A 2,378-nucleotide genomic window follows, 5' to 3' on the forward strand; every position below is an offset into this window, starting at 1 on the left:
GTGCCTGCGGCTTAGCTCCACCCGGGCAGGGTGTCTGGGGTGTAAGATTGGAATGTCGAAGATTTCCTCTTTAAGGAGTGCTAGTTTCACGTGGCTAACGCGCAACCGAATTATGACGCTTCATCAATTACCATCCTGGAGGGCTTGGAAGCCGTCCGTAAGCGCCCCGGTATGTATATCGGTTCTACCGGCGTGCGTGGCTTGCACCACCTAATTTGGGAGGTTGTTGATAACTCGGTCGATGAGGCCATGGCTGGCTATGCCTCCAAGGTGGAGGTGCGTTTGCTTGCCGACGGCGGCGTGCAGGTTACTGACGACGGCCGTGGTATCCCGGTCTCGATGCACGCCTCGGGGGCACCAACGGTGCAGGTTGTGATGACGCAGCTGCATGCCGGCGGTAAGTTCGACTCGGATTCTTATGCGGTTTCGGGCGGTCTGCACGGCGTGGGTATTTCCGTCGTCAATGCTTTGTCGACGCGCGTGGAAGCCGCGATTAAGCGCGATGGCAAGCACTGGTACCAGAATTTTGAGCGCGCGGTGCCGGAAGAACTCGTCGAGGGCGGAAATGCCCGCGGCACTGGTACGACGGTGCGTTTTTGGCCGGATCCGGAGATTTTCGAGACTGTTAAGTTTGATTTTGATACCATCAAGCGCCGCCTGCAGGAAATGGCTTTCTTGAACAAGGGTTTGTCCATCACGCTTGTCGACGAGCGCGTGACTGCCGAGGATCTCAAGTTGGAGGCTCTCGCGGAAGAAGGCGAGACTGCCAGCTCTTTCGATGATCCGGACCCGGAAGACAAAGCTGCGCTCAGCGATAAAGAAGCCGTCAAGAAGATTGAATTCTGCTACCCGAATGGCCTGGTCGATTACGTTGATTATCTGAACCGCACGAAAACCTCGATCCACCCGACGATCATTAGTTTTGAAGCCAAGGGCGAGGACCACGAGGTAGAAATCGCGCTGCAGTGGAACAGTGGTTATAACCAGTCCGTGCATACTTTTGCCAACACGATTAATACGCACGAGGGTGGTACGCACGAAGAAGGCTTCCGCGCTGCGTTAACCACGCAGATGAACAACTATGCGAAAACGCATAAGTTGATGAAGGAAAAAGACGGCAAGCTTACTGGCGATGACTGCCGCGAGGGCTTGTCGGCCATTATTTCCGCGAAGGTCGGCGACCCCCAGTTCGAAGGCCAGACGAAGACCAAGCTGGGTAACACGGAAATTCGCTCTTTCGTGCAGCGTTCTGTCAATGAGCACCTGGCGGATTGGTTTGATGCGAACCCGGCAGAGGCTAAAGCGATTATGAACAAGGCGGTGGCTTCTGCGCAGGCACGCGTGGCGGCTCGTCGCGCTCGTGAGTTGGTGCGCCGTAAATCCGCTACTGACCTGGGTGGTTTGCCAGGTAAGTTGGCAGATTGCCGTTCCAAGGATCCGAAGGTTTCCGAGCTGTTCATCGTGGAGGGTGACTCCGCGGGTGGCTCCGCGAAAGCTGGGCGCGAGTCGCTGTACCAGGCGATTTTGCCGTTGCGCGGCAAGATTTTGAACGTCGAGAAGTCTCGCATGGATAAGGTGCTGAAAAACAACGAGGTGCAGGCGATTATCACCGCGTTGGGTACCGGTATCCACGAAGAATTCGATATCAAGAAGCTGCGCTACGACAAGATCGTGTTGATGGCCGACGCCGACGTCGATGGCCAGCACATCGCCACGCTGCTGCTGACGCTGCTGTTCCGTTTCATGCCGGAGCTCGTCGAAAATGGGCATGTGTATTTGGCGAACCCGCCGTTGTACAAGCTGAAGTGGTCGAAGGGTGAGCCTGGCTACGCCTTTAGCGACCGTGAACGCGATGCCCAGCTGAAAGAAGGCTTTGCGCAGAACCGCAAGATCAACATGGACGACGGTATCCAGCGGTACAAGGGTCTGGGCGAGATGAACGCGAAGGAGCTGTGGGAAACCACGCTGGACCCAACCACTCGTATCCTGCGCCGCGTGGACCTGGAGGATGCACAAAAGGCCGACGAGCTGTTTTCTATTCTTATGGGCGATGATGTTTCTGCACGTCGTAGCTTCATTACCCGCCGTGCTAAGGATGTTCGCTTCCTCGACGTCTAATCCTGTGCTGTTGGGGGCTAGGATTGGACGCGCCCAATATTTTGTGCGTTATAAGTCATATTCTTAGCCTGACCGAAAGGAAAACTCGTTTTGAGTAATGCCAATGGTTCCGCAGCCCGCGTGAAGCGCGGTTTGTCTGAGCAGTTTTTTGGTGGCGTCATCATGGACGTCGTTACCCCGGAACAAGCTCGCATCGCCGAGGCTGCTGGTGCTTCAGCCGTGATGGCTTTGGAGCGGGTGCCTGCTGATATCCGCGCCCA

1 protein-coding gene and 1 pseudogene are annotated in these 2,378 nt (G+C 56.0%); both read left to right on the forward strand.

The window, feature by feature from the left end:
• Positions 1-90: 90 nt before the first annotated feature.
• Complete coding sequence (gene gyrB, locus A5774_RS01865; RefSeq protein WP_021353182.1) at positions 91-2,118, forward strand: DNA topoisomerase (ATP-hydrolyzing) subunit B; 2,028 nt, start codon at positions 91-93, stop codon at positions 2,116-2,118.
• Between the two features lie 90 nt (positions 2,119-2,208).
• Positions 2,209-2,378, forward strand: a pseudogene (locus A5774_RS01870) (pyridoxal 5'-phosphate synthase lyase subunit PdxS); the annotation flags it as partial.

This window comes from Corynebacterium sp. EPI-003-04-2554_SCH2473622, from assembly GCF_001665955.1.
GTDB lineage: Bacteria > Actinomycetota > Actinomycetes > Mycobacteriales > Mycobacteriaceae > Corynebacterium > Corynebacterium pseudodiphtheriticum.